Annotated in this window: 1 protein-coding gene; it reads left to right on the top strand. The window is 71.6% G+C overall.

Annotated elements, in window-relative coordinates:
* A partial coding sequence (locus C2I19_RS22340) for a beta-ketoacyl [acyl carrier protein] synthase domain-containing protein (protein ID WP_146056931.1) occupies positions 1–313 on the top strand: 313 nt, incomplete at both ends.

Here is a 313-nt window from a genome sequence, read left to right on the forward strand (position 1 = left end):
CGCCCAGGCCGACGGCTATGTCCGCGGCGAGGGCGTCGGCATGCTGATGCTCAAGCCCCTCTCCGCCGCCGAGCGCGACGGCGACCATATCTACGGTCTGATCCGCGGCAGCGCCGAGAACCACGGCGGCCGCGCCAACTCGCTGACTGCGCCCAACCCGCGCGCCCAGGCCGACGTCATCAAGGCCGCCTTCCGTGAGGCCGGGGTCGATCCGGCTACCGTCGGCTACATCGAGGCCCACGGCACCGGCACCCCGCTCGGCGACCCCATCGAAATCCAGGGACTCAAGCACGCCTTCAGCGAACTGGCCGCC

This window comes from Chromobacterium alticapitis (assembly GCF_002924365.1).
Classification (GTDB): Bacteria; Pseudomonadota; Gammaproteobacteria; order Burkholderiales; family Chromobacteriaceae; genus Chromobacterium; species Chromobacterium alticapitis.